A 26683-nucleotide genomic window follows, 5' to 3' on the forward strand; every position below is an offset into this window, starting at 1 on the left:
TTCTCCCAGGTGGACAATCGGAACGAATTATTTTGTGACAATCCTTTTTTCTATTGCCACCGTTTATGCAAAGCCTGTGCCAGCTTGAAAAACGCCCGTCGCACGGTTTGGGAAATCGTCCCAAATCCCTTTTGCAACGGGCTTTTCCATAGAATTTTCCGACTTCAATTGCCGACGAGAAACGAGAGCGCACGCACCAAAGCAATCCAATCCAGCCAAGCCGGAGCACAAATCCGCCCCGCAAGAGTGCAACATTCATCACCCCATTTTGTGACAATCCATTTCCACAATTTTCCGCTATCATGGCGGGCAAACCCATGTCATCACAGAGACCCATGCGCCCGACTTCCGCCAGCAGCCCCCGCAAGAAAACCAGCAAGCACGAGCATCCGGACACCAGCCCCCTGCCCGGCCAGGCCTTCAGCGTGCGCCCGCTGGCCGGCGACGCCATCTATGAGCGCATCGTCGGGGCCATCATGGAACACCGCCTCACGCCGGGCACCAAGCTGGTCGAGGAGAAGCTGGCCGGCATCTTCAGCGTGAACCGTACGCGGGTGCGCGAGGTGCTGGCGCGGCTGGCGCATGAGGGCCTGATCACGACCATCCCCAATCGCGGCGCCTTCGTGGCCAGCCCGACGCCGGAAGAGGCGCGCAACATCTTTGCCGCGCGCCGCCTGCTGGAACCGGCGCTGCTGCGCCACCTGTGCGAGCACACGCGGCCCGAGCACATCGCGCTGTTGCGCGCCCACGTGGCCGAAGAAGCGCAAGCCCGCGCCAGCAATGACCGGCGCGCCATCATCCGGCTCTCGGGCGAATTCCACATCCGCATCGCCGACATGGTGGACAACCCGGTGATGAGCAAGATGATGCGCGAGCTGGCATCGCTGACCTGTCTCATCATCGTGCTGTACGATTCGCCGACGGTGCCGGCCTGCACCCACGACGACCATGGCGACATCATCGACGCCATCTCCGCCGGCCGCACCGAAGACGCCGTGGCGACCATGCTGGCGCACCTGCATCACATTGAAAGCGTGCTCGACATGTCCGCGCCGCAGGGCGAGGACGAAGATCTGGAAGCATTGCTGGGCATGGTGTAAGGCAACACACGGTGCCCATCACCAATGGAGGAGACACCATGCAAGACGCAAGCCAGGACCTGTTGCTGCGCCATGACGCGCAGGGCATCACCACCCTCACCCTGAACCGGCCGGCGCAATTCAATGCGCTCTCCGAAGCGATGCTGGAGGCCTTGCAGGCGCAGCTCGATGCACTGGCGCAGGACCCGCAGGTACGCTGCGTGATCCTGGCCGCCAACGGCCGCGCCTTCTGCGCCGGCCATGACCTGCGCGAGATGCGCGCCACGCCCGAGCAGGCGTATTACCAGCAATTGTTTGATCGTTGCAGCCGCCTGATGCAGTCCTTGCGCGCGCTGCCGGTGCCGGTCATCGCCAAGGTACAGGGACTGGCCACGGCAGCCGGCTGCCAGCTGGTGGCGGCCTGCGACCTGGCAGTGGCCAGCGAGGCTGCGCGCTTTGCGGTCTCGGGCATTAACGTCGGTTTGTTCTGTTCCACCCCGGCGGTGGCCTTGACGCGCAACCTGCCGATCAAGCGCGCCTTCGAGATGCTGGTGACCGGCAAATTCATCGATGCCGACACCGCCGCGCAATGGGGACTCATCAACCAGGCGGTGCGTGCGGATGAACTCGATGCGGCCACCGAAGCGCTGGCGCGCGAGATCTGCAGCAAGCCCGCCATCTCGATTGCGCGCGGCAAGGCCATGGTGTACCGCCAGCAGATGATGGCGCTGCCCGATGCCTATGCGCATGCAGCCGAGGTGATGGCCTGCAACATCATGGATGCGGAGGCGATGGAGGGGATACAGGCGTTTCTGGAGAAGCGGCCGCCCAACTGGGCTGGACGGGGATATTGATCAGGTCTTCATCAGATACCAGAAAACGGGCCGGTCCTGCGCGTCCACTTCGGGCAAGGGCATGGCATCCCCTTCGCGCAATTCGCATTGCCGCTGTTCCAGCCGCCTTGCGAGCCAGCGGCCCGTGCGCGGGCAAGGCTGATCCGGACAAGCGGCCAGCGCCGTGCAGCTCTGCCGGTGCTGGCGGTAGTCACCGGAAAGGCGCAAGGCTCGCAGGTCCAGCGTTGCCAGGATGCGGCGCAGATCGTCGATGGCATCGTCGTCGTAGAAGCCGTCGCGCACAAGCAGGAATTTCTTCTTGCCCAGCGGGGTCATGGCGATGGCACCGGGACGTTCTTCCACCATCTCGATCAGGCCCGCTTCCTGGGCGGCCGACAAGGCCTCGTTGACCAGGTCGATGGGGAGTCCCTGCAGCACATCGGAATCCGGCACCGCGCTCAGGCGGATGGCTTGCTCGCCGTCGTAGTCGGCCATGGCGAAGGGGAAGAGGACGGCGCGGATGAAATCGTCGGGGATGGATTCGATGTCGAGGTTCGGCGGGGTGAACATGAGGAACTTCCTTCTTGTCATCAGGGCGAGTCAAGTGAGAGGCGAGCGCTCTTTCTGCAGGTAGTCCGCGCTACTCCACAGGCATGATCTGACGAATCACTTTTCCGTCACGCACGCGCAAAAACTCCACTGGTTCCCCGACATGATTCACCTCATAGCCGAGTGGTTTTCCATCCATCACCATCGAGTACCCTGTGTCGCAGCCAAGCATATTGCGATGAATGATGTCCACCTTGGACCTGGTCAGTTTGAGAAGATAAGCCTTCTTCTCCGGATCGCCACTGGAGCAGCGCGGATAGGCGTCGCTTTGTTGCTCCGAAGGAGCGATGGTCATTAGGACGTAATGTGTCTTGCCTGATCGGATGAGACTATCGTTATCGATCTCCAGGACGAATTTCTTGCTGAGCAAGGCATTGATCTCTTCCGAAAACAGCAGCTCAAGAGGCCCATGGACCAGCAGATTAAGCAAATACACCGGCGTTAGCGGCGGCATCTCGCAGCAGTTACCACCGTCTTCATACACAAAGGCGTATTGCGGAAGCCCATCACTACGCAAGAAATGCGTTTTTCTTATTTTCGCCAATTTCTCTTCTGGTAACACGACCGCAGCACAAGCGCTCGCCACTCCCAACAAGAAGACCATCCCGAAACACACCGTCTTGAAACTGATACGCATACAAAGCTCCTGTCCCGTAGTTCTAAAATTATTGATTGAATTCCGAAGCGTCCACATCAATACTGCGCATACAGGATCGATTTGAAAATCCATGAATCAGGTTCCGAGAGGGCAGGTTCATTTTGAGTCGCCTGTCTTGCGATAGTCAGGCTCCCTGACGATGCTATCGCCACGCAACATGTATCGCACCGTTCGGCGTGTTTGCCCCTCCTCGGCAACCCGGTATCCAAGGTCAGCGCCCTCTCGGATCACCTCATAACTGGTTGCACAGCCCCCAAAGAATCGGTTGACGACCTTCAGCGTTCCCGAAGAGATGGCCAACAGATAGGCTCGATCCTCGCCAGCACCGATCATGCAGGGGACATAGCGTGGGTTGTTTTGTGCAGGTCGTGACATGGCAAGAACGATGTAGTCCGTCTGCCCCTGACTCAGGAGCGTGTCGGATTGAAGTTCCAGGCTGAACTCCCCCTTGACGAGCTTGTCGATCTCGGATGAAGAAATCAAGTTGCTCGCGGGGTCTGCGCTGATGTTGAGCAAATAGACTGGCCGCGCCGAACTACCGGTATTCGCCTCCGAACCGTCCGCATGAACCAGCACATATTTCCATGACGGATTTCCCTCTTTGGATTGCTCGCGATATTGAGAAAGGATTTTTTCACTGATCTTGGGAAGCTCTCCTGCAAAGGGAGACCACGGCAGGACCAACAAGAGAATAAAAATTTTATTTCGCAGCGATATGGTCCGCATAACAAACTCCCGAATATTTCCAAGCATGTTCTTCATCTTGTCCCGCCTTCATCTTTGAATAAGTCAATTTATCTCGGTCGTGCAGTTCACTTTCCGTTTTTCCGGAATTCGACTCCAGCGTCATATCCCATCCGATATTTCCCGTCTTCGTATCACATAGGATGCTTTTCTGACGGACCCACTTCTTCTTGTCTTGATCCCATTCGTGGTACTTTCCGCCATTCCATCGCGTGATAGTTTCCGTATCCAGCATCTCCTCTGTGTATGAAACAGGCTTTTCTTTTTCAAAATCTCTTTTTGCTGCAGCCCGCTTCTTCCGCAGCAGGGCAATCCCGGCATCGACGTTTTCTTTCCAGCTCCATATCTGCGAATAACCCGGCATCGGGTTGGTAAGCTGAACCACACCAAACCCTCTATCTCCGGCAACAATGGGTTCCAGGTCCTTGTTGATGACGTGCTTGAACCGGGACTCCTGCTGGATCAACCTCTCCATTAGTGGCTCATCGCGAGTCCGAATGTAGGCTTTGATGCGATCCGCACCGGGCTGCTTTGCCAACACCTTTACCGTTCGGATGAATTCCCTTTGACCGACCTGTACGACTACCCTCAGCGTGCCGCCAATAACAGCGCCAATTTTTCGGGCATCCCAATGTCTGTCGTCCTGTGTGAATGTTCCTGACTTGCTGAGATTCTTGACAGTTCTCCCTCTCGCCTTTTCGCTCAGGCTGCTTACCTGAGCGCTCCAGATCATCACCCATTTCCACACATAAGGTCCTGGCACATCAGTCATGAATTCAAATTCCAAGTCTGGAAATAGCGCATCCTCATTGATATAAAAAATTTCTCCAGTCGTCGGCTTGATCCATTCTCCAGCATCATCCTTGTGTACGATTACCTCGACGCCAGACCCCTCCGTCCGATTCGTCGTCCCGGCGCTCTTGGCTATCTTGCGGCTCAGCTTCCTTTTCTTCCTTTTCTTTTTCTGCATCAACGGCTGCATCATTTGTCTCCTCTTCTACCTCATGCAAAATCTCGATCTCCAGATTTTCCGGCCGATCAGTACTGAAATACGGTGTCCATCCTTGGACATCGCTCCTCCCCTCCCAGGTTCTTCCACTGCTGCTACGAGCCCGGTAGCGGACGTTCTTTAGCGGTCGTTTGAGCTCATCCACCAATCTGAAACGCTCATCAAACACCGCCATCCCCGCCCCCTCCACCTGCGGCGCCGGCATCGCATTCCCGCCTTCAAAATGCTTCACGCTCGCCCGCACCTGAAACTGCCCTCGCGTCCCCAGTTCTATCCCCTGCGCATCCAGCCGCACATAACTGCCGCCGCCATTGAGCAGGATGCGCTGATGCGCACTGAGGACGATTTCATCGGCGCTCTGGGTGATCTTCAGCTTGGCCAGCAGATGAATGCCGTCCGATAGCGCGCGCAAATCAATGTCCCCGGCCGCCGCCACCAGGCGCAGCCCGGCCTTCTGCACGAACAGCCGCAGGCTCTCGCGAACGCTGGCAAAGAAGCCGCCACCCGCACTGAGGGCAAGGTGGCGGCCAGCCGTGACCGCCGTGTCTGCGGTGCTGGCCAGATGCATATCCTGTCCGCTGCTGGCGGCAATGCCGGCCGGGCTGGCCAGCACCAGCAGCGGCGTGGCCAGTTCCGGGAAAGCCTCCTCCTCATCCGGCCCATCGTTGCCGCGCAGGGCCTGGTTCTGCGCATGCAAGGCGGCGGCTACCTGCGCCTGCTGCGCATCGGCCTCCTGCGCCGAGGCCTGCTGGGCCAGGCGCGCCAGTGCCTGTTGCTCCTGGCGGGCGCGCACCAGCCGCGCCAGGGTCTCGCCCAGGTCCTTGGCGTGGCGGCGTGCGCGGGGCCGGGCTTCGGTAGTGACCAGCATGCCGCGTCCGGCCCGCAGCACTCCCCAGGCATCGGTGCGCAATTCCCATCCCTGGCCGCGTGCCTCCTGGCGGCCTTGCTGGTCGTCGATGCGGCACAGGTGGCCCAGTGACAGCTGGCTGTGATACTGATCGCTCCTGAACTGCGCCTGCAGGCGTCCGGCCGTGTCGTCGAGAATCAGATGGTTGCTGCGGCCCAGTGCACGGTTGCCGCCATCGTCGGTGAGCTCGCGGCTGCGCAGGCCGGTCAGCGCGCGCTGTGCAGGCAGCGCCCAGGGCGGCAGATGGTCAGCGTTGTAGAGGCTACCCACAATGACGGGCCGGTCCGGGTTGCCATCCAGCCATTGCACCAGCACTTCCGCGCCAACCCGGGGCAAGGCCAGCGCGCCCAGCTGCGCGCCCGCCCAGGGACTGGCCACGCGGATCCAGGCGGAACTGCCAATGTCATGACGCCCCTCGCGATCCCAGTGGAATTGCACGCGGACCCGTGCGTATTCATCGGTCCACAGCGCCGGCTGCCCCGGCACGCCCACCACCGTAGCGGTCTGTGCGCCACGTGCAATGGGCACCTGACTGTTGTAGCCGGGACCTGGACGCCAGGGGATCTGGCGGCGCATGCAGCGGAATTCGTTGCGGTAAGGAGGCACGGCATCCTGCGCCGCCAGAGGAAAGTAATTGTTGTGGATGCGATGACGGACGCTCAGAATCAGGAACTCGTCCCGCCCCCGGGACGATGGCCCGCAAAAGCGCGGACACTCGACATGCCCCACCAGCCGGAACCAGCGCCCCGGCATCATGGTGCGACAGTTGCCCTGCCCTTCCACCTGCCGCGCACGGGCCTCGATCTCCTCGATCCGCAAGCGGCTCTGCGCATCGCCATCGTCCCTGTCACGATAGCCATGGTGGCCGGTGTAGAGATAGTGCTCGATGGACGGTGCCACGCCCTGTCGATTGAGCGTCGGCACCTCCATCCAGCGCGGTGTCGGCGACTTGAAATCGAAGCTGCCCAGCACCACGCTGCTCGCCGCCATCTCGCGCTGCGGCGACCAGCGGTCAATGGCATCGTCTTCGGCACTGCCGCCGTTCGCGTGGAAGCGCACGCTTTGTTCGCCATCGATGGCGGCTTGCTGGCAACTGTCGCTGCCCACGATCAGGGTATGGCCGCTGGCATCGTGCTCGTACCAGTAATGCCAGCCGGCGGCTTCCCAACGGCGGCTCAGGTAATTGTGATCGCTCTCCCCGTACTGGAAGGCGTCGGTCATGGTGGCATCGCCACTGCTGACCTGCCACTGCCAGCGTGCATGCAGCGGGTAGTCGGCGAAGATGTCGGCGGTCTGCTGATGCAGGGTCTTGTCATGGAAAAGATGGTGATCGCGCCGCCAGGAGAGCAGTCTGAACCAGGGCCCCAGCTGCGCTTCGTAGACCACCACCGCTCCATCGGCGCGTTGCCGGGAGAACGCGAACACGTACCCGGAAAAGTAACGCAGGTGACCATCTTCCCGCACCAGCTCGATCACCAGCAGCTTGCCCAACATGGACTTGAGGGGCAGGTGCGCATCATCGGTGAGCAGTTCCACGACAAAGGAAAAGTCACGCGAGAGCGACTCCTCGGCATCGAGCCGCTGCACCAGCAAGGGCGCATCCGGGCCATCGCCATGGGGAAAGCGCAGGCGCATGAAACGCCGATGCTGCGGCTCGGCCACCCATTGCCGGAAGGCCTCGGCCGTGGGCGGAATCGATGTCCGGATTGATGTCGGGGGTGCGTCCATACAAGCTCCTGCCAGAACAGCGCAAGCGGCATGCAAGCGCAAGGGCAGGAATATGCGACCGATCAGTCGTGAAAAGATCAGTCGCCGGGACAAATCAGGAAAACTTAGAAATTCCTTCGGACGCACAACAAAAAATTTCGAGGCAGCGCGCCCGTGTTTTGATGTATGGCAAAAGAGCGGAGTACTTCGATGCAAGTGATTACCGGCGCTCAGGAATGACGCTCCTCCTTTACGCGACGTTTACAGTCCGGCAGCAAAGTTTTACCCGGATTAAACGCATCAAAATCTAAGCTTGCGGCTCTTCAACCACGGAGCCACCAGCATCATGAACCGCCACACACAACAACACATCCAGGATCCCGCACAGCAAGACATGGCACCGCTGGGCCAGCGTCGCCTGCGCCATGCGCAACTGGCCGGTCTGGCTACCCTGGCCGCTGCCGGCGCGCTTCTGGCCATCGCCGTGATCGCTCCGGCCCAGGCGCAGGAAGCCGCACCCACCACCCCGGAGGCCAACGCCTCCCCGCTGCACCTGGCCGGCAACATCGGCATCGTCAGCCAGTACGTCTTCCGCGGCACCACCCAGACCAACCAGAAACCGGCCCTGCAAGGCGGCTTCGATCTGACCCATGACAATGGCCTGTATGCCGGTGTCTGGATGTCCAACATCAGCTGGATCTCGGATACCAACCCGGCCGCCTCCGCCAGCCTCGAAGCCGATCTCTACGGCGGCTGGAAACCAGCACTCACCGACTGGCTCACCGGCGACATCGGCGTGCTGCACTACGCCTATCCCGGCAGCTATCCGGCCGGCATGACCAAACCCGATACCACCGAGGTCTACCTCGGCGTGGATGCCAAGTGGATCGCCTTCAAGTATTCGTACAGCACCGGCAATACCTTCGGCAATGCCGATACGCGCGGCAGTACCTATGCCGACCTGTCCGTGACGCATGAACTCTTTGCCGGCATCACCGGACTGGCCCACATCGGCCGCCAGCGCTATACCGGCGCCAATGCTTCCAACCTCTCCTACACCGACTGGAAGTTGGGGCTCACGCGCGACTTCTCCGGCTACGTGCTGGGGCTGGCCTGGACCGGCAGCAATGCGCCCGACGCCGGCTACACGCTGCGTGGCAAGAACATCGGCAGCAACCAGTGGATCGCTTCGGTCAACAAGAGCTTCTGAGCCCTGTCCGTCTTCTGACAAGAGAACATCACAAGGAGGTGCATCATCATGCGTAGCCGTCTGCACTGGAAACGTGGCGAGGATCGCCTCCACCCGCTCTCGCCGCGCCATCTGTTCCTGCGTACCGCCCAGCGCCGGCGCTATCGCTGCGTGCTGGTGGCGCTGCTGATCTTCGTGCTCTGCGCCAGCATCGCGCCGCTCACCCAGGCCGTTGCGCCCTACCGCGCACCGGAAGACTACGGCCCCTCGCCGCAGGCCCTGCAGCATCGCGAGGAGTGCCGACGCCAGATCAGCGACTTCATGCCCGGCAAGATTGAGAGCGAGGAATTCGTGGCCCGCACCGACCACGAATACTTCCGCTACGTGGTGCGCCATGCTCTGCGGGAAGTTCTCTTCATCTGCGATGCGCGCACCGGCCAGATCCGCCGCCAGATCGATATCTGGGGGGATCTTTAGGTTCATATCGCGCTAGAACCGCCGTCTGGCGGGCATTCCCGTCTGGGCACACAGCCGGGCTGGACAATCGGGCGGGCTGACGGCAAGATGCGGCATCCTTATCCTTGCCCCTACTGACCGACCTGCCCATGCAAGCCGACTACGCCACCATCCTGCAGTGGATCTACCTGTTCAATTCCCTGGCCCTGGCCCAGCTGGCCCTGAAGCAACTGGGCCGACGCCGCAAGGCGCGCGCGCTGGAACAACGCTTCCGCGCCGCCCAGACCGCCGAATGGCGCAACACCGCACCTGAGTTCATGAACGCGCGGCTCGGCACCCCGCATGCCCAGGAGACGCGCGAAGACGGCACCCTGCTCTATCGCTGGCGTGGTGAATGGCACTGGCTGGAAGCGCTCTATCGCGAAGGCCGCTGCGAGAGCGTGGAGGTCTCCGATCATCTGGAAGAAAGCTTCCCGACCGTCAATACCTATTTCAACTGCGCCGTGCTGGCCGCCCTGGTCTGCGCCTGGAAATTCTCGGGACTGGCCGATGCACCGGAGCTGCCGGTGGCCGCTGCCGGCAAGCAATACCTGGCCAACTTCATCGTCTTTCTGGCCGGAGCCTGGCTGCTCTCGTTCGTGCTCAAGCGCCAGCGTCTGCTGCTCAATCTGGGCTGCATCGTGATGGTGGTGCTGGCCCTGCCGCTGCTGAACTGGCCCTGAGGCCGGTTCACTTCAGTTTCATTCGGCCACCACATCGGCCACCCGATAACCCACGCCGATTTCGGTGAGGATGTGCACCGGCTGGGCCGCATCGCGCTCCAGTTTCTGGCGCAGGCGCTGCATGTAGATGCGCAGGTAGTGGCCATCCTCCGCATGCGAAGGACCCCATCCGGCCACGAGCAATTGCCGGTGCGTGATGACGCGCCCGGCATCGCGCAGCAGGGTGGCCAGCAGACGATATTCGATCTGCGTCAGGTGCAGCGCCTCGCCGTTGCGGCTCACGCTGCGGGCCGGCAGGTCCACCACCACATCCCCAAGACGATAGCGGCCGCTGGACTGCCCTGCGCCTGACGCCCGCGCATGGCGGCGCAATTGCGCGCGCATGCGGGCCAGCAGCTCGGGCATGCCGAAGGGCTTGACCAGGTAGTCGTCGGCGCCGGCATCGAGCGCTTCCACCTTCTCGGACTCCTGCGTGCGGGCCGAGAGGATCACGATGGGCACGCTGCTCCAGTTGCGGATCTCGCTGATGACCTGCTTGCCGTCGCCATCGGGCAGACCGAGGTCGAGGATGATGAGGTCAGGCTTGCGGGTCCCCGCTTCGGTGACGCCTTCGCGTGCGCTCTTGGCTTCGTGGACGATGAAGCCCTCCTGTTCGAGCGCACTCCTGACCAGTTTGCGGATGTGCGGATCATCTTCGATGAAGACGATGTTGCCTGCGTGTTCTTGCATGGGGTGTCCTTATTCCTCCGGCAGGGCGGGTTGCGTTTCCACCGGCAGCATGAAGCAGACGGTCGCACCCTGCCCGGCTTCCTGCGGCGCGATCCAGATGCGGCCCTGATGCGCCTCGATGATGGCACGGCAGATCGCCAGGCCCAGGCCGACGCCGGGGGTGGACGATTCATTGTCGCCGCGCGTGAATTTTTCAAAGGCGTGCTGCGTCATGGCCGGCGGAAAGCCGCGCCCGTGATCGCTCACGCAGACCTTGACCTGGGGCTGGCCATCGCTGTCTTCCACGTGCGCACTGATGGCGATGGGGCTGCCGGCAGGCGAATACTTGATGGCATTTTCCACCAGGTTGGCCAGCACCCGTTCCAGCAATACCGCATCGACGCGCAAGAGCGGCAGGTCCGGCGCGATGCGCGTGTCCACCTGGCGCCCTTCCAATGCTTTGGAGAGCAGGCGCAGGGCCGAGCCGGTCAATTCTTCCAGCGCATTCCATTGGCGATTCAAGGTCACCACGCCTGCCTGCAGGCGCGCCATGTCCAGCAGGTTGTTCATCAGCCCGACCATCTTCTGCGACTGTTCGCTGATGGTGCGCGCCATGGCGCGAGCATCCTCGTCCAGGCGCTCGTTGGCAGCCAGCACGTCGGCGCTGCCCACCAGCGAGGTCAGCGGCGTGCGCAGGTCATGCGAGATGGCCGAGAGCAGCGAATTGCGCAGGCGTTCCGATTCCATGGTCACCAGCGCATCCTGGGCCACCTCGGCATAGTGCAGGCGCTCGATGGCCATGGCGATCTGCGAGCAGAAAATTTCCAGCATCTGGCGATTCTCGGGCAGGGCCAGTTGCGCGGCAGCCAGCTGGCGCTCCTCTTCACTGGCACCTTCGATGGCAAAGGCCAGCACGCCACGCGTGCGCATGGTGGCCGTCAGCGGCAGGTACAGCGCCGCTGCGGAGGGCAAGGTGGCCGTGCCCTTGCCGGCGGCCTGGCCGTTGTCGTAGACCCATTGCGCCACGCCCGCGTCCACGCTTTTGAGGACGTGCGGACCGCCGCTGTCCTGCTCGGGCTCGGCCAGGCGCAGCTGGTCGGCGCTGTCGGGCAGGAAGAAGGCGATGCGCGCCCCGAACACGGCGGCCAGATGACGGCGGCCGATTTCCAGGATCTGGTCGAGCGTCAGCAGCGCCGACAATTCCTTGCCCAGCATGTAGAGATTGGCGGCGCGTCCTTCACGCTGCATGGCCACGCTGGCCTGGCGGCGCAGGCGCGCGGTGAGCGAGCTGATGAACAGCGACACCGCCAGCATCACGGCCAGTGTCAGCAGGTACTGCGCGTCCGACACCGTGATGGAAAAACGCGGATCGACGAAGAAGAAATCGAAGGACAGCACCGACAGCACCGATACCAGCGCCGAAGCCGCGCGGCCATAGCGCATCGCCACCAGCATCACACCGACGAGGTACAGCATGATGACGTTGGCCGGATGCAGCTTGCCATCGAGCACGAAGGCCAGCGTCGTGGTGGCCATGCAACTGGCCACCGCCCACAGCGTGCCACGCGTGCGGCGCCGGCGCGTGAGCAGGGCTTCGGCGGCGCTGGCGGCACTGTCGGTGCGGGTCTGTTCCTGCGGCACCCGGGTGCGGCTGCGGGCGATGGTGTAGAGGTCGATCTCGCCACCGCTACGCGCGATGCGCTGGGCCAGAGTGCCGCGCGGCCAGCGCAGCAAGTGGCGCAGGCCGCCCTCTTCCTGGCCGATCACCAGCTTGCCGGCATTGCGGCTGCGGGCGAATTGCAGCAACGCGGCGGACAATTCCTCACCGCTGATGCTGGCCGTTTCCGCGCCCAGGGATTGCGCCAGTTTCAGATAAGAGACCACGCGTTCGCGCGCCTCCATCGCCTGGCGCTGGCCCGGCAGATCCACGTGGACTGCCAGCCATTCGGCCTGCAGCTTGGCGGCCAGGCGGGCCGCTTCGCGGATCAGGCGTTCCTCGCCGGCACCGCTGCCGACCGCCACCACGATGCGCTCGCGCGCCTGCCACAGCTGGGCGATGGAGCGGTCAGCGCGGTACTGGCGCATGTCGGCATCGACGCGGTCGGCCGTCCGGCGCAAGGCAATCTCGCGCAACGCGATCAGGTTGCCCTTGCGGAAGAAATTGCGCCCGGCCTTCTCGGCCTGCTGCGGCAGGTAGACCTTGCCCTGCTGCAGGCGAGCCAGCAATTCATCGGGCGGAATATCCACCAGCATGACATCGTCGGCTTCATCGAAGACATGGTCGGGCACCGTCTCGAAGACGCGGATACCGGTGATCTGGCCGACCACGTCGTTGAGACTTTCGATGTGCTGCACGTTGAGGGTGGTGTAGACATCGATGCCGGCGCGCAGCAGTTCGTCGATGTCCTGCCAGCGCTTGGCATGGCGCGAGCCGGGTACGTTGGAGTGCGCCAGTTCGTCGACCAGGATCACGCCGGGCTTGCGCTCCAGTGCGGCATCCAGGTCGAACTCGGGCAGCTGGCGATCGCGGTAGGGCACCATGCGCATGGGCAGGCGCGTGAGGCCGGCAAGCTGGGCCTCGGTCTCGGCGCGGCCATGGGTCTCGACCACGCCGGCGATCACGTCCGTGCCTTGCGCGACCAGCGCCTGGGCGGCTTCCAGCATGGCGAAGGTCTTGCCGACACCGGCCGAGAAGCCGAAGAAGATCTTCAGGCGGCCGCGCGCCTGGCGCTCTTCGTCGCGCATCACGCGTTCCAGCAGGTCGTCGGGATCGGGGCGGGCGTTCATATCGGGCGTTCAGGGTTGCTGCATTGTAGTGGCAAAAAGCCGGTGGCACGCGGGTTGCGTGCCACCGGCCATCCTGCAGACAGCGAAGGACTTACTTGGCCGCTTCCGTCTTGGGCAAGGGCGCCGCCGCATCCAGCGCCAGGTTCAGCTTGAGCACATTGACGCGCGGTTCACCGAACAAGCCCCATTGCGGTGCCTCGCTGTTGACGCGCACCAGGGCACGTACCTGGGCCACCGTCAGGCCACGGGCACGGGCCACACGGCCGGCCTGGTACTCGGCCGCAGCCGGGCTGATGTGCGGATCCAGGCCACTGGCCGAGGCCGTCAGCAGGTCGATGGGGATGGCTCCCTTGTTGTCGGGATCGGCTTCCTGCAAGGCCTTGGCGCGGTCTTCAGCGGCCTGCTTCAGGGCCGGATTGGTCGGGCCCAGATTGCTGCCGCCGGAGGCCATGCCATTGTTGGGGAAGGTACCAGCGGCCGAGGGGCGGCCCCAGAAATAAGCCGGACTGGTGAAGTTCTGGCCGATCAGCTCCGAGCCGACCACCTGGCCCTGGCGTTCGATCAGGCTGCCATTGGCCTGCTGCGGGAAGAACGCTTGCGCCAGACCGGTCACCAGCAGCGGATACAGGCCGCCCAGCAACACGCCCAACAGGATGAAAAGCGTGATGGCCGGACGCAGCGGATGGGGAGTCGAGGTTTTCATGTGACTTTCCTTGAGAGTCGTAATCGGGTTCAGACCAGACCGAAGGCGGTCAGCAGCAGGTCGATCAGCTTGATGCCCACGAACGGCACCAGCAGGCCACCCACGCCATAGATCAGCAGGTTGCGGCGCAGGAGCACGGCCGCACCCAGCGCGCGATAGCGCACGCCGCGCAGGGCCAGCGGGATCAGTCCCACGATCACCAGCGCATTGAAGATCACCGCCGACATGATGGCCGAATCGGGACTGGTCAGGCGCATCACGTTGAGCGCGCCCAGCTGCGGATAGTTGGCCACGAACATGGCCGGGATGATGGCGAAGTACTTGGCTACGTCATTGGCGATGCTGAAGGTGGTGAGACTGCCGCGCGTCATCAGCATCTGCTTGCCGATCTCGACGATCTCGATCAGCTTGGTCGGATTGGAATCGAGGTCGACCATGTTGCCGGCCTCCTTGGCCGCCTGGGTGCCGCTGTTCATGGCCACGGCCACGTCGGCCTGGGCCAGCGCCGGGGCGTCGTTGGTGCCGTCGCCGGTCATGGCCACCAGCTTGCCTTCGGCCTGGTGCTGGCGAATCAGGGCCAGCTTCTGTTCCGGCGTGGCTTCGGCGAGGAAGTCATCGACCCCGGCTTCAGCGGCGATGGCCGCGGCGGTCAGGCGGTTGTCGCCGGTGATCATGATGGTCTTGATGCCCATGCGGCGCAGTTCGCCGAAGCGTTCCTTGATGCCGCCCTTGACGATGTCTTTCAGCTCCACCGTACCGAGGATGCGGATCGGTGCGCCCTGGTTGATGACGGCCGCCTCGTTGTTCCATTCGATCACCACCAGCGGTGTGCCGCCACGGCGGGCGATGGCTTCCACATCGCTTTCCACCTGGGCCGGCAGGCGCTGGTCGGCCGAGCGCACCAGCTTGCGGATGGCGTCGGCAGCGCCCTTGCGGATGCGGCGGTTGCCGATGTCGATGCCGGAGACACGGGTCTGGGCCGAGAACGGAATGAATTCCGCGCCCAGGTTGGCCATCTCGCGTTCGCGCAGGTTGAATCGGTTCTTGGCCAGCACCACGATGCTGCGGCCTTCCGGCGTTTCATCGGCCAGCGAGGCCAGTTGGGCGACATCGGCCAGTTCGCGCTCGGCCACGCCCGGTGCCGGCATGAAGGCGGCGGCCTGGCGGTTGCCGAGCGTGATGGTGCCGGTCTTGTCCAGCAGCAGCACGTCGACGTCACCGGCGGCTTCCACCGCGCGGCCGGAGGTGGCGATCACGTTGGCCTGCATCATGCGGCTCATGCCGGCCACGCCGATGGCCGAGAGCAGGCCGCCGATGGTGGTCGGGATCAGGCACACCAGCAGGGCGATCAGCGCCGTCACCGTGACCGGCGAGCCAGCACCGGCGGCAGTGACCGAGAAGATCGAGAACGGCAGCAAGGTCACCGTCACCAGCAGGAACACCAGCGTCAGTGCCACCAGCAGCAGGGTCAGCGCCAGTTCGTTGGGAGTCTTCTGACGACGTGCGCCTTCGACCATGGCGATCATGCGGTCCAGGAAGGCTTCTCCCGGATTGACCGAGACGCGTACCACGATCCAGTCCGACAGCACGCGCGTGCCGCCGGTGACGGCCGAGAAGTCGCCGCCGGATTCGCGGATCACCGGGGCCGATTCACCGGTGATGGCGCTCTCGTCGACAGTGGCCACGCCTTCGATGACGTCGCCATCGGCGGGTACCGTATCGCCCGCTTCGATGAGCACCAGGTCACCCTTGCGCAGGCTGCCGCCTTCGACCACTTCGCACTTGGCGGCGGCAGCGGCGACGCCACCGCGTGTCTGGTCGCTGCTGCGCAGCTTCTTGGCCATCACGCTCTTCTTGACGCCACGCAGGGCGGCGGCTTGCGCCTTGCTGCGGCCTTCGGCCAGGGCTTCGGCGAAGTTGGCGAAGAGCACCGTGAACCACAGCCAGGCAGCGACGGCGAAGATGAATCCAGCCGGGGCTTCACCCTTGCCGGTGATGGCCTGGATGAACAGCAGCGTGGTCAGGATGCTGCCGAGGTAGACCACGAACATCACCGGATTGCGCCATTGCACGCGCGGCGACAGCTTGCGGAAGGAATCGGCCAGGGCCGGCTTGACGATCTTGGGATCGAACATCCAGCGCGCAGTCTGCGCGGCGGAAGGAATGGCATCGGCCGGCACGGCTTGGGTGCTGCTGGCCGGAGTATTGCTGGAAGGGGTAGTCATAAGGGTATCCGTTGCGGGTTGCTCCACCGGGCGCAGTGCCCGGCGGAATCCATCCAATCATTTACATCGCCATCATCTGCAGGTGCTCGACCACCGGTCCCAGCGCCAGCGCCGGCACATAGGTCAGGGCACCGACCAGGATCACCGCGCCGATCAGCAGCGCCACGAACAGCGGGCCATGCGTGGGCAGGGTGCCGGAGGTGGCGGCCAGGCGCTTCTTGCCGGCCAGCGAACCGGCCATGGCCAGCACCGGCACGATGATGCCGAAGCGGCCCAGCCAGGTGCAGATGCCGGTGGTGATGTTGTAGTACGGCGTGTTGGCCGAGAGCCCGGCGAAGGCGCTGCCGTTGTTGTTGGCGGCCGAGCTGAATGCGTAAAGGATTTCCGAAAATCCGTGCGCACCGGGGTTGGCGATACCGGCCAGGCCTGCCTCCACCATCACCGACAGGGCCGTGAAGATCAGCACCAGCGCCGGGGTCATGAGGATGGCGATGGACATCATCTTCATGTCGAACACGCCGATCTTCTTGCCCAGGTATTCAGGCGTACGGCCGATCATCAGGCCCGCGATGAACACCGCCAGCACCGCAAAGATCAGCATGCCGTACAGGCCCGAGCCGACCCCGCCGAACACCACTTCACCCAGCTGCATCTGCAGCATCGGCACCAGTCCGCCCAGCGGCGAGAGCGAGTCATGCATGGCATTGACCGCACCGCAGGACGCGGCCGTGGTGATGGAGGCGAACAGCGCCGAGGCCGGGATGCCGAAGCGGGTCTCCTTGCCTTCCATCATGCCGGTGCCGGAAGCGTGCAGCGAAGCGAGCATGGGATTGGGTTGCGACTCGGCGTACATCAGCACCAGCGTCAACACCACGAACAGGATCGTCATCGAGGCGAGGATGGCCCAGCCCTGGCGACGGTCGCCGACCAGCACACCGAAGCTGGTGCACAGTGCTGCCGGGATGATGAGGATGGCCAGCATCTGCAGGAAGTTGGTCAGCGGCGTCGGGTTCTCATACGGGTGCGCCGAGTTGGCGTTGAAGAAGCCACCACCGTTGGTACCGATCATCTTGATGGCTTCCTGCGATGCCACCGGGCCCATGGGCAAGGTCTGCTTGTCGGTGCTTTGCGCTTCAGTCACCGGTTCGCCCTTGGCATCTTTCAGGGGCTGGCCTGCGGCGTCCAGCTTGGGCACGGTGTAGTTGGTCACTTCCAGCGTCTTCACGTCCTGATACGCACGGAAGTTCTGGATGCTGCCCTGCTGCACCAGTACCAGCGCGAACACCACCGACAGCGGCAGCAGCACGTACAGCGTGCTGCGGGTCATGTCGACCCAGAAGTTGCCGATGCCCTTGCTGCTGTGGCGGGCGAAGCCACGGATCAGGGCGAAGGCGATGGCGATCCCGGTGGCGGCCGACAGGAAGTTCTGCACGGCCAGTGCGGCCATCTGGGTCAGGTAGCTCATGGTGGCTTCACCCACGTAGCCCTGCCAGTTGGTGTTGGTGACGAAACTGAGCGCCGTGTTGAACGACGAATCCGGGCTGACGTTGGCCAGCGCGGCCGGGTTCAGCGGCAGCCATTGCTGCACGCGTTGCAGCAGGTAGACCACGATCAGGCCCAGGAAATTGAACAGCACGGCCGCGATGGCGTACTGCTTCCAGTCCATCTCGTGCTCGCGGCTGATGCCGCAGAGGCGATAGAAGACGCGCTCGATGCCGCCGAAGAGACGGTTCACGCGGGACTTGCCTTCCATCACGCGGGCCATGTACCAGCCCAGCGGCAGGGAGAGGACCAGCAGGACGGCCAGGTAGAGGCCGAGCTGGAAATAATTGTTGCTGTCCATGTCAGAAATCCTCCGGCTTGATCAGGGCGTAGACCAGGTACAGCAGGAGGGCGATGGAGACCACCAGCCCCAGCAGATACATGAGGTTCATTTCTTCTCCCCTTCCTGCCGTTCCAGACGGCTGCAAAGGGCGATGAAGGCCCACATCGAGAGGCCGCAGACGAGCAGCATGCCTATGTAGAGAAAATCCGTTTGCAACATTTCCCACTCCATTGTTGACGTTGTTGTTCGCTTCCAGGGACGGAAAACGAGACAGTCGAACGATAGGGAAAGCAGCATCAAATCCCGGTAAATGTTTGGCGCGCGAGCGTAAACAAACCGTAAATGAGACGGAGCGGCTCGTCAGCTATGACGAGTCCGGAGAGAGAAAGAAGGGAAAGGAAGGAAAGCGGAAACCGGGCGCGATCGCGCCCGGCGGATCAGACGTCGCCCGCGCGTCCCAGCTCGACGCGGTTCTTGCCCAGGCGCTTGGCGGCGTACATGGCCTTGTCGGCCATGGACAGCAGTTCCTCGGGGCCGACTTCGCCGTCCAGGTTGGGCTGGTAGACCGCCACGCCGATACTGCTGGAGATGTTGACGGTGGAGTGCGTCAGCTGGAAGGGTTCGCGGATGGTATTGAGGATCTTCTGCGCCACCATCAGCGCGTCTTCCTGGGTCTGCAGGTTTTCCAGGATCACCACGAATTCGTCACCGGCCAGGCGGGCCACGGTATCGACATCGCGCACCGAGCGTTGCAGGCGGCGTGCGAACTCCACCAGCAGTTCGTCGCCGGCCTCGTGGCCGTAGCGGTCATTGACGCCCTTGAAACCATCGATGTCCATGAAGAACAGCGCCAGCAACTGGTCGGCCCGGCGCGCCCGCATCATGCCCTCGGGCAGGCGGTCGCTGAAGGCGCGGCGGTTGGGCAGGCTGGTCAGCACGTCGGTCAGGGCCAGCTCGCGCATCTGGTCGCGGAAGGCCAGACGCTCGGTGATGTCGTGCAGGAAGGCGATGAACAGGTGGCCGCTCTGGCGCTTGACGTGGCCGACCGTGATCTCGATGGGCAGCTCGTGGCCATCGTGATGCTGGGCTTGCAGCTCGATGCGGTTGTTGATGACGACGCTGGTGCCATCCTTGAGGAATTGCGCCATGCCGCGATTGTGGGCCGCACGCATGTCCGGCGGAATGATCAGTTCGGCCATGTCGCGTCCCATGGCCTGGTCGCGCGGCCAGCCCAGCAGCAGTTCGGCCTGGCGGTTCCATTCGACCACGCGGCCCTGTTCGTCAGCGGCGATGAAGGCATCCTGGGCGTTTTCCAGGATGGCGCGCAGTTCGGCGGCGCTCTCTTCCAGCTGGATCTGGTTGGCCTGCTGCTGGTCCAGCGCTTCCTGCAAGGCACTGGCGGTCTCGTGCAGGCGGCTGGTGCGCTCGGCCACGCGCTGCTCCAGGCTTTCGTTGAGGGAGCGCACTTCGCGCAGGTAGGTCTCTTCGCGCTCGACCATGTTGACCAGGGTCGAGGACAGCAGCTGGATCTCGCGGTAGCTGTTCACCTGCGGAATGGGCAGGTCGCCACGGCCCGCGGCACGCTGCTCCAGCGCGGCCGACAGCGCGTTGATGGGGGCCACCAGACGACGCGCGAGGAAGAAGGCCAGCAGTACCAGGATCGCCCCGGAGAGCGCACCGACCACGATCACCCGCTTTTCCAGATCACGGAAGGCCTGCAGCGCCACGGTCTCGGGCTGGCGCACGATCACGCTCCAGTGCAGCTTCATGCCGCCCTTGACGCCCGTGCGGGCATAGCCGCTGACGTAGCGGCGGCCATCGGGCCAGGTCTCGATCAGCGAGCCGCCATTGTCGCTGCCTTGCGCAGCGCGCACGCTGGCGGTATCGAGCTTGGTCTCTTCCATGCCCTTGGGGCCGAGGATGACGGTGCCATCGTCGCGCACGATGATGACGTCGACGTCATAGCGGTTGCCGGCCGGGTCGAGCAGCTTGGCGGCGATGTCGCGCGCCCAGGACCACGACAGATGCAGGCCGACCACGCCGAGGTAATGGCCGTTCAGATCATGCACCGGGGCCGAGAGGTCGACGAAACGCCAGGGATTGGATTGCGGCGGCAGCTTCTGCGCCAGCAGCACGGCCGGATGGAAGTCGGCGCTGTACTCGCCCTTGCTGCCTTCCTGGAACCAGGGGCGCTGCGCCACGCTGGCCCCTTCCAGCAAGCCGTTGGTGGCCACCTGCACGATGCCCTCGGGATTGGCCAGGCCGATCCAGGCGTAATGCGGCACGTTGGCCTGCAGTTCGTTGAAGACCCGGCGGATGCGCGGCAGATCGCGGCCGGAACGGACCGACGGCCGCTGCACCAGCAGGCGCAGGTCGATTTCGCGCTCGTTCATGCCGCGCTCCAGCGCATCCTGCATCTGCCAGGCCAGCTGCTTCATGCGCGTTTCGCTTTCGGAACGCGCATAGCCGCGCGTGAACTGATCCACCAGGATCAGTACCGACACGGTCGTGATGAGCACGGTAATGACCACCCCCAGCGTAATCAGCGACGACAGATTGGGCGGGGATGGGGCTTTATTCTTGTTCAATTCAGACAAAATTGCGACGCGGCTTGATGCATGACGGCTCCCCTGTGAACCGCATAGGTTTACGGCATCTTGCCAGAACAGCTATGGTTTTTCATCGCATTTCCAGAAAAACTTCGAGAATTTTTTTCTACGGCAAAAAACTCATCAATCCTCTCGATTCAAAGTGGAGACAAAAGCGATAAAAGAGCGCAATAAGCGTCATTTCCTGTCAAACGGGAAATGCAAAAAGACAACGGAGGGCGAGTCTTGGTGAGGATCTTCGCCCTCCGCGAGAAGCGGCGCGCACAGCGGCAGTGCCGGGAGCGCAGAGGATGGCAATGCAGAAAGGACGAGCAGCCCGTCAGACTCCGGCACACACGCCATCGGCACGCGGATCGGTCGCCCCTTCGATCAGCCCGTCCGGATGCACGCACACGGCACCGGCGTGACCCATCATGTCGGTGTAGTCCTCCACCACCTGCACTTCATGGCCGGCCTGGCGCAAGGCGTCGATGGTGGCGGCCGGCACCCGCCCTTCCACCTTCAGGTTGGTGGAGACATCGCCCCAGGTGCGGCCCAGCAGCCAGCGCGGTGCGCTCACGGCCGCCTGCAGGTTCTGGCCGAACAGCACGTGCCGCGTGAAGACCGCTGCCTGGGTCTGCGGCTGCCCTTCCCCGCCCATGGTGCCGTAGGCCAGGGTGCGGCCATCGTTGAGGCGTGCCAGCGAAGGGTTCAGCGTATGGAAGGGCAGCTTGCCCGGTTGCAGCTGGTTGGCCCCGTCATCCAGGGTGAAGCTGGCACCCCGGTTCTGCCACACGATGCCGGTGTCGGGCACCACCACGCCGCTGCCGAATTCCCAGAAGATGCTCTGGATGTAGCTCACCACGCGGCCTTGCGCGTCGGCGGCGCCCATCCAGATGGTGTCGCCCGGATTGGCGGGATGCGGCCAGGGGGCGGCGCGCTGCATGTCGATCTCTTTGGCTTCCTGCTCCAGCGCCTCGGCCAGCAGCCAGTGCGCAGCATCCACGCTCATGTGGGCCGGATCGGTGACGTGCTGGTTGCGCAGGATGAAGGCGCGCTTGGTGGCTTCCACCAGACCGTGGATGTGGTCGAAGCCTTCGGCCTGCGCGATGCCGAGACGATCGAACAGGCCGATGATCATCAGGGCCGAGACGCCCTGTGTCGGCGGTGGCAGGTTGTAGACGCGGCCTGACGTTAACTGCACCATCAGCGGCTTGACCACCTGCGCGCGGAAGGCTTCCAGGTCGCTGCGGCGCACCGGGCTGCCAGCCGCTTCCAGGCCTGCAGCAAGGCGTTGCGCGAGATCGCCGCGATAAAAATCATCCAGACCGGCCTCGGCCAGGCGCGACAGGCTGTCCGCCAGGGCTGACTGTTTCAGCACCTTGCCCTGGGCCGGGATGCCGTCGGCGGCATAGGTGGCGGCAAAGCCGGGCTGGTCTTTGAGCTCGTCCCACTTGTCGCGGGTCAGTTCATGTTGCGAGCGGGTGATGGGCACACCGTTCTTCGCATGGCGGATGGCATCGGCCAGCAGCACCGGCAGCGGCAGCGCGCGGCCATAGCGGCGCGCATGCTCCAGTGCCGCGGCCCAGCCACCGACCGCACCGGCCACCGTCAGCGCCGCATGCGGCCCGCGCGTGGGCACGGCGCTGTGGCCGTGCTGTGCATAGAACTCCTTGGTCGCCAGCGCCGCCGAGGGACCGCAGGCGCGAATGGCCACCGGTTCCTGTCCCGGTTCGCTGATGACCCAGAAGCCATCGCCGCCGATGCCGTTCATGTGCGGATAGACCACGGCGATGGCGGCCGCCGCCGCGACCATGGCTTCGACCGCATTGCCACCCTCGCGCAGGATCTGCGCGCCCGCCTGCGCGGCCAGGTGATGGGGAGCGGTGACCATTCCGCCCAGACAGGTCTTGCTGTACAACATGGCTGACTCCTGATGTTCTTGTCGAGATGAAAAAACTGCTGCGAGGATGATACCTGCGGATGGCCGGGCTTTCAGGCGGCCGGCGCTTTGGGCGCATCCATCCACGAAACGTGCGCGGCCACGATGCGCCAGCCTTGCGGGCAACGCAGCCAGGTATGGCTCTGGCGGCCGATGCGCGGTTCACCCTCGCGCGTGAATTCGGTATCGGCCACCGCATAGTCCCGGCCATAGGTAGTGATGACAGTGGCGCGCAGGCTGCGCATCAGGTTCTTCGGTGAACGTCCCTGACGGAAAGCGCGGATGGCCTCGGTGCCGACCAGATTCTCGGTGGCACCGTAGCGCACGGTGTGCGGGCCGTCGAGAAACAGTTCATCGAGGACCTCGACCTGGTTGGTGGTGAGCGCGACTTCGTAGCGTGCAAACGCTTGGCGTACTTCGGCCACCACGTCGGGCAGGTTGACGGCGTAAGGCTGGGTCGATTCCATGTGCAATCCTTGCTGTGACTCAGTGTCAATGCGCGCCGAGATAGGCCTTGGCCAGCGCATCATTGGCGGCGATCTCGGCGGCCGTGCCTTGCGCCACCACGCGTCCGCCTTCGATGACGTAGGCGCGGTCGGCCAGTGACAGCGCCAGTGCAGCCATCTGGTCCACCAGCACGATGGTCATGTTTTCGCGGCGCAGTTGATCGAGGGCGGCAAACAATTCGGCGATCACCTTGGGGGCAAGGCCCAGCGAAGGTTCATCCAGCAACAGCACGCGCGGACGCGACATCAGCCCGCGCGCAATGGCCAGCATCTGCTGCTCGCCACCGGAGAGCAACCCGGCACGGTGATGCAGGCGCTCGCGCAAGCGCGGGAAACGGCCCAGCATTTCTTCCACGCGCGCCTCCACATCCTGCGGATAGAGGAAGGCACCGAGGCGGATATTGTCCAGCACCGAGAGTTCGGGAAACACCTGCCGTCCCTCCGGCACCAGCACCACGCCGTGGCGCACGATCTGTTCGGCGCGCAGGTGCATGAGGTTCACGCCACCGGCGTGGATGCCGCCCTGCACCGGCCGATGCAGCCCGGCCAGCGAGCGCATCAGGGTGGACTTGCCGGCACCGTTGGCGCCCAGCAGCGCAATCATCTCGCCCTGGCGCACCTGCAGGTTGATGCCGTGCAGGACCGGTTCGGCCCCATAGCCGGTGACCAGCTCGCCCACGCCCAGCAATTCGTCCGCGCCGCTGACGGCAGCGCGCACGGCCGCTACGGCCTGTTGCGTGCCCTCGCCGAGATAGGCCTTGCGCACCGCCGGATCGTTCTGCACTTCCTGCGGCGTGCCGATGGCCAGGCGCTGGCCGGCATCGAGCACCACGATGCGGCGCGAGATCTGCATCACCAGTTCCATGTCATGCTCGACCACCACCACACTGATGCCGGCCTCGGCGATGCGGGTCAGCAGTTGCGCCAGCAGGGTCTTGTCTTCGCGCGAGAGACCGGCAGCCGGTTCGTCGAGCAGCAGCACATCGGGATCGGCCGCGAGCGCGCGCGCAATTTCCACCAGGCGGCGGTCAACGTGGGCCAGATCGGCGCTGGGGATATCGAGCGCACCGCGATAGCCGCAAAAATCGAGCAGCTGGCGGCAACGCGCACGCACTTCGCCGGAGACGAAACCCCGCGCCGACAGCAGTCCGCCCAGACGCCCACGGCCACAGGCCAGGGCCACGTTGTCGGCCACCGTGAGGCTGCCAAACAGTTGCGAGGTCTGGTAGGTACGGGCCACGCCGTGGCGCGCGATGCGGAAGGCGGGCAACCCTGCCAGCGGCGTCTGGCCCAGCGTGAACTGGCCGGCGCTGGGACGATAGAAACCGGAGAGCATGTTCAGCGCCGTGGTCTTGCCCGCACCGTTCGGTCCGATGAGGCTGGTAACGGCAGCGCCGGGGACCTCGAAGCCGAGATCGCTGACGGCGCGCACACCGCCGAACACCATGGTCAGGCCATCGGCAGCCAGCGTGCGGCGCGCACGTACCGGCAGCGCAACCTCTTCTGCATCCTCCTGCAAGGCGGCAGCGGGAACGGCCTCCACCGGCTTGCGCAGGCGTGCCGCCAGCTTGCCCAGCAGACCGGTCACGCCATCGGGGGCCACCCACAGCACCAGCAGCAGCAAGGCTCCGAAGAACAGCAGCCGATAGTCCTCCAGGCTGGAGAGCAATTCCGGCAAGGCCCCCACGATGACGGCACCGATCACCGGACCGAGGATGGAACCCGAGCCGCCCAGCACCACCACCAGCACGAACAGTATGGACTGCATGAAGCTGAAGGTATCCGGTGTGACGAAGGTGGAGAGCGGTGCGAAGAGACCGCCGGCCAGACCGGCCAGTGCCGCCGAGAGTGCAAAGGCCACGGTCTTGATGACCAGCGGATTCAGGCCGATGGATTCGGCGGCCGTCTCGCTGTCGCGCACCGCGCGCATGGCCGCGCCCCAGCTGCCGCGCGAGAGCCAGCAGTAGGCGGCCAGCACGACGGCGGCCGTGATCAGTCCCAGCACCGCAATCGCACGCTCCGCCTGCAAACCCAGGAAGGCGGGCGCAGCCAGGCCCATGATGCCGTTCTGGCCGCCGGTCAGGTCGCGCAGTTCGATGATGGCGTGCTGGATGATGAAGCTGAAGGCAATGGTGATCATCGCCAGATATGGCCCCTTCACGCGCAGCGCCGGCAAGGCCAGCAGCACGCCCAGCGCCCCCGCCACCACGGCCGCCAGCGGCCAGGCCAGCCAGAAGGAGAGTCCGGCCTTGGTGGTGAGGATGGCGACCGTATAGGCACCGACGGCGTAGAAGCCGACATGGCCGAAGGAAACCTGGCCGGTCAGCCCGATGAGCACATTTAGTCCGATGCCGACGATGGCCACCAGGGCGATACCGGCCAGCACGAAGACGTAGTAGCTGTTGATCGACAAGGCCAGCGTGATGGCCGCGATCAGGCCGACGGCAGAAAACGCCAGGGCAGCGGGCGTGCCCAGCCCGAGCTTGACCCTGCCTGGCGCAGGAGCCGCTGCCGGATGGGCCGCCGCCTGCAGGCTGCGGGCGATGGAATGGGGTAAACGATTCATACCTTTTTCACCTGTGCGCGGCCGAACAGGCCATTGGGACGAATGGCCAGCACCGCGATCACCAGCGCGAAGGTGATGATCTGGGTATAGCCGGAACCGAGGGTGGCCGTGATGAGCGCCTCGGCCATGCCAAACAGCAGGCCCGCGATCATCACGCCCCAGGCGCTGGTGATGCCGCCGAGGATGGCCACGGCAAAGGCCTTGAGGCCGAACAGCGTGCCCATGTCGGCATTGACGTTGAACAGCGGCGCAATCAGCACGCCCGCCACGCCGGCCAGCAGTGTCGAGAGCGCGAAGGCGACCGCGATGGCGCGCGTGATCGGGATGCCCATCAGGCGCGCCGCATCACGGTTCTGCACCACGGCCAGCAGGGCCGTGCCCCAGCGCGTGCGGCGCGAGATGGTGTGCAGCAGTGCGGCCAGCGCCAGGCCGATGGCGGGAATGAGAAGGTGCAGCGGATACACGCCCAGCCCCATGCCGCCCAGTTCGATGGAGGACAGCGCCAGCGGCGAAGGCAGGCTGCGCGGTTCCTTGCCGAAGGTATGCATGACCAGGTTGTCCAGCACGATGCCCAGGGCCACGGTGGACATCAGCCAGGCATTGGAGCCCTGGCGCGCGAAGGGACGCACGGCCAGTACCTCGACCAGCATGCCGTAGAGCGCGCAGGCGGCCAGCGCCAGCACGATGGCCAGCCACATCGGCCAGCCCAGCGTCTGGGCGAAGGTGAAGCACAGCACGGCCCCCAGCATCATGGAACTGCCCTGCGCAAAATTGACGGTGCCGGAGACGGCATACGTCATGTAAAAACCCAGCGCCATCAGACCGTACATGCTGCCCAGTCCGAATCCGCTGATCAGTGCCGACAACAGCAGCATCGCGTTCTCCTGGCGCCACCCTGCCCGCGCGTGCAGGGTGGCGCA

At 64.0% G+C, this 26683-nt stretch carries 21 protein-coding genes; 5 read left to right on the forward strand and 16 right to left on the reverse strand.

What is annotated here, in order from left to right; translation table 11 throughout:
• Positions 1 to 335: 335 nt before the first annotated feature.
• Positions 336 to 1100 (forward strand): GntR family transcriptional regulator, encoded by a 765-nt coding sequence (locus MKD49_RS05145; RefSeq protein ID WP_085946179.1) that lies wholly within the window; start codon positions 336 to 338, stop codon positions 1098 to 1100.
• Between the two features lie 38 nt (positions 1101 to 1138).
• Positions 1139 to 1933, forward strand: a complete 795-nt coding sequence (locus tag MKD49_RS05150; RefSeq protein ID WP_252695635.1) for an enoyl-CoA hydratase — start codon at positions 1139 to 1141, stop codon at positions 1931 to 1933.
• Here the strand turns inward: MKD49_RS05150 and MKD49_RS05155 are convergent, their stop codons facing one another.
• From MKD49_RS05155 to MKD49_RS05175, 5 genes are all read right to left on the reverse strand, one after another.
• Complete coding sequence (locus MKD49_RS05155) at positions 1934 to 2482, reverse strand: hypothetical protein (RefSeq protein WP_252695636.1); 549 nt, start codon at positions 2480 to 2482, stop codon at positions 1934 to 1936.
• Positions 2483 to 2552: 70 nt separating this feature from the next.
• Complete coding sequence (locus MKD49_RS05160; RefSeq protein WP_252695637.1) at positions 2553 to 3158, reverse strand: hypothetical protein; 606 nt, start codon at positions 3156 to 3158, stop codon at positions 2553 to 2555.
• Between the two features lie 117 nt (positions 3159 to 3275).
• Positions 3276 to 3941, reverse strand: a complete 666-nt coding sequence (locus MKD49_RS05165) for a hypothetical protein (protein ID WP_252695638.1) — start codon at positions 3939 to 3941, stop codon at positions 3276 to 3278.
• Positions 3880 to 4893 (reverse strand): hypothetical protein, encoded by a 1014-nt coding sequence (locus tag MKD49_RS05170; protein ID WP_252695771.1) that lies wholly within the window; start codon positions 4891 to 4893, stop codon positions 3880 to 3882. Before MKD49_RS05170 ends, MKD49_RS05165 begins: the two co-directional genes overlap by 62 nt.
• Positions 4781 to 7567, reverse strand: a complete 2787-nt coding sequence (locus MKD49_RS05175; RefSeq protein WP_252695639.1) for a type VI secretion system Vgr family protein — start codon at positions 7565 to 7567, stop codon at positions 4781 to 4783. The genes MKD49_RS05170 and MKD49_RS05175 overlap by 113 nt, the downstream gene beginning before the upstream one ends.
• A gap of 325 nt (positions 7568 to 7892) precedes the next feature.
• On the opposite strand from MKD49_RS05175, the gene MKD49_RS05180 reads away from it, so the two are divergent.
• The 3 genes from MKD49_RS05180 to MKD49_RS05190 all read left to right on the forward strand — a co-directional run bounded on the left by MKD49_RS05180 (position 7893) and on the right by MKD49_RS05190 (position 9913).
• Positions 7893 to 8756 carry a TorF family putative porin gene (locus MKD49_RS05180; RefSeq protein WP_252695640.1) on the forward strand — a complete coding sequence of 288 codons (864 nt, stop codon included), beginning with the start codon at positions 7893 to 7895 and terminating at the stop codon, positions 8754 to 8756.
• A gap of 48 nt (positions 8757 to 8804) precedes the next feature.
• On the forward strand, positions 8805 to 9212 hold the full coding sequence (locus MKD49_RS05185) for a hypothetical protein (protein WP_252695641.1): 408 nt from the start codon (positions 8805 to 8807) through the stop codon (positions 9210 to 9212).
• 104 nt (positions 9213 to 9316) lie between these two features.
• Positions 9317 to 9913: a hypothetical protein gene (locus MKD49_RS05190; protein ID WP_252695642.1), complete on the forward strand. Its 597-nt coding sequence runs from the start codon at positions 9317 to 9319 to the stop codon at positions 9911 to 9913.
• Positions 9914 to 9931: 18 nt separating this feature from the next.
• Here MKD49_RS05190 and MKD49_RS05195 read toward each other — a convergent pair whose 3' ends face one another.
• The 11 genes from MKD49_RS05195 to MKD49_RS05245 form a co-directional block, all read right to left on the reverse strand.
• The gene (locus MKD49_RS05195) at positions 9932 to 10642 is read right to left on the reverse strand and encodes a response regulator (RefSeq protein ID WP_039787013.1); all 711 of its coding nucleotides are present in this window, start codon (positions 10640 to 10642) and stop codon (positions 9932 to 9934) included.
• Between the two features lie 9 nt (positions 10643 to 10651).
• Entirely contained in the window at positions 10652 to 13408 is a 2757-nt protein-coding gene (locus tag MKD49_RS05200) for a sensor histidine kinase KdpD (protein ID WP_252695643.1), read from the reverse strand.
• 91 nt (positions 13409 to 13499) lie between these two features.
• Positions 13500 to 14111: a potassium-transporting ATPase subunit KdpC gene (gene kdpC / locus MKD49_RS05205; protein ID WP_039787008.1), complete on the reverse strand. Its 612-nt coding sequence runs from the start codon at positions 14109 to 14111 to the stop codon at positions 13500 to 13502.
• Positions 14112 to 14140: 29 nt separating this feature from the next.
• A complete protein-coding gene (gene kdpB / locus MKD49_RS05210) occupies positions 14141 to 16336 on the reverse strand; it encodes a potassium-transporting ATPase subunit KdpB (protein ID WP_305882117.1) in 2196 nt (731 codons plus the stop codon).
• Between the two features lie 61 nt (positions 16337 to 16397).
• Positions 16398 to 18179 carry a potassium-transporting ATPase subunit KdpA gene (kdpA, locus tag MKD49_RS05215; RefSeq protein ID WP_252695644.1) on the reverse strand — a complete coding sequence of 594 codons (1782 nt, stop codon included), beginning with the start codon at positions 18177 to 18179 and terminating at the stop codon, positions 16398 to 16400.
• A 1-nt stretch (position 18180) separates the two neighbouring features.
• Positions 18181 to 18270: a K(+)-transporting ATPase subunit F gene (gene kdpF, locus MKD49_RS05220; RefSeq protein ID WP_017452361.1), complete on the reverse strand. Its 90-nt coding sequence runs from the start codon at positions 18268 to 18270 to the stop codon at positions 18181 to 18183.
• 328 nt (positions 18271 to 18598) lie between these two features.
• The gene (locus MKD49_RS05225; RefSeq protein ID WP_252695645.1) at positions 18599 to 20749 is read right to left on the reverse strand and encodes a diguanylate cyclase domain-containing protein; all 2151 of its coding nucleotides are present in this window, start codon (positions 20747 to 20749) and stop codon (positions 18599 to 18601) included.
• Between the two features lie 340 nt (positions 20750 to 21089).
• Positions 21090 to 22673 carry a gamma-glutamyltransferase family protein gene (locus MKD49_RS05230; protein WP_252695646.1) on the reverse strand — a complete coding sequence of 528 codons (1584 nt, stop codon included), beginning with the start codon at positions 22671 to 22673 and terminating at the stop codon, positions 21090 to 21092.
• Positions 22674 to 22744: 71 nt separating this feature from the next.
• The gene (gene hpxZ / locus MKD49_RS05235) at positions 22745 to 23158 is read right to left on the reverse strand and encodes an oxalurate catabolism protein HpxZ (RefSeq protein ID WP_252695647.1); all 414 of its coding nucleotides are present in this window, start codon (positions 23156 to 23158) and stop codon (positions 22745 to 22747) included.
• 25 nt (positions 23159 to 23183) lie between these two features.
• Positions 23184 to 25763, reverse strand: coding sequence for a branched-chain amino acid ABC transporter ATP-binding protein/permease (locus tag MKD49_RS05240; protein WP_252695648.1), 2580 nt, complete (start codon positions 25761 to 25763; stop codon positions 23184 to 23186).
• Positions 25760 to 26638: a branched-chain amino acid ABC transporter permease gene (locus tag MKD49_RS05245; protein ID WP_034332430.1), complete on the reverse strand. Its 879-nt coding sequence runs from the start codon at positions 26636 to 26638 to the stop codon at positions 25760 to 25762. The genes MKD49_RS05240 and MKD49_RS05245 overlap by 4 nt, the downstream gene beginning before the upstream one ends.
• Positions 26639 to 26683 lie beyond the last annotated feature (45 nt).

Origin of the sequence: Herbaspirillum sp. WGmk3, from assembly GCF_023952535.1 — a bacterium.
Taxonomy (GTDB): Bacteria; Pseudomonadota; Gammaproteobacteria; order Burkholderiales; family Burkholderiaceae_D; genus Herbaspirillum; species Herbaspirillum huttiense.